The following is a 1,203-nucleotide window of genomic DNA, read 5'->3' as shown; positions in this document are numbered from 1 at the left end:
CCCGGGCCGGCCTGGACGCCGAGGAGATCGAAGACCCCGGCGAGCCCGCCCCCCGCGGCGCCCGGGGCGGCCGCGGCCGGCGCGCCGCGGCCCCCGCCGAGGAGCGCCCCGCCCGCACCCGCACCCAGCGCCAGCGGCGCCGGCTGCGCGGTGGCGTGGTGATCGACGGCGAAGCCGGTGACTCGCCGCAGTCGGCCGAGACCGCCGTGACCACGGCGGAGGGCCCGGCGACGGTCGCGACCGACCCCGCCACCCCGACCGACCCGGCCGACCAGGCCACCGAGCCGAGGCAGCCCCGCCGCCGTCGCCGCACGCGCGGCGGCGTCACGGCGAAGGCGGAGGCGGCGGCCGCGGAGGCAGCAGGCAAGGAAACGGCGGGCGCGGAGACGGCAGCGGCCAAGGCGGAGACGGCCGTGGCCACCGCCGAGGGCCCGGCGACGGTCGTGACCGACCCCGCCCAGCCCCAGCCGGAAGCCACCCCCGCGGAGGCCGAGGCCCCCGCCAAGCCGCGCCGCCGCCGCACCCGCGGCGCGGCGACCGCCAAGGCGGCGGAGGCCGCGAAGGCGTCCGAGCCGGCGGCGGCAGCGCCGCCCGCCGAGGCCGAGCCGGCCACGGCTCCGGCCGAGGAAGGTGAGGCCAAGCCGGTCCGCCGCCGTCGCCGCACCCGCAGCACGGCCGCGAAGGCCGACACGGAAACCGGCTGACGACATCAGCCCCTCGCCGAGGGCCCGGCCCGCCCACCCGCGGACCGGGCCCTCGGCGTCTCGCCAGTCGTCACCCGGGCCGGCAAGACCAGCCGCCGCCGCCACGGCCGGCACGGAGATCCGCCAGTAGGCCAGGGCGCGCCCCCAGCCATCCAGCCGCAGCCCGCCGGCCGCCGGGACGCTGGCCGGCGCAGACCGGGGCCGCGGACCGCCGCACCCCGCACAGCTCGGGCGGCACCCGCCCCGCAGCCACCCCACCGGGCGATGGCCTCCACCCGCCGCAGCCCCCGTCAACCGCACCCCCCGCCCCCGCCCACCGGGCACCGACCCGCCGACCCGGTCGCCGGACGCGCCCCATGCCGAGGGGAGCCGGGACCGCCGCACCCCGCACAGCTCGGGCGGCACCCGCCCCGCAGCCACCCCACCGGGCGATGGCCTCCACCCGCCGCAGCCCCCGTCAACCGCACCCCCCGCCCCCGCCCACCGGGCACCGACCCGC

The 1,203-nt window shown here is 82.6% G+C and carries 1 pseudogene; it reads left to right on the top strand.

Features of this window, described 5'->3' with window-relative positions:
* Nucleotides 1–704, top strand: a pseudogene (locus ABFY07_RS42665) (DEAD/DEAH box helicase); the annotation flags it as partial.
* Nucleotides 705–1,203: the final 499 nt, after the last annotated feature.

This window comes from Streptomyces sparsogenes subsp. cuspidosporus (assembly GCF_039532705.1).
Classification (GTDB): Bacteria; Actinomycetota; Actinomycetes; order Streptomycetales; family Streptomycetaceae; genus Streptomyces; species Streptomyces sparsogenes.
This window is presented reverse-complemented; position numbering and strand designations above follow the sequence as displayed.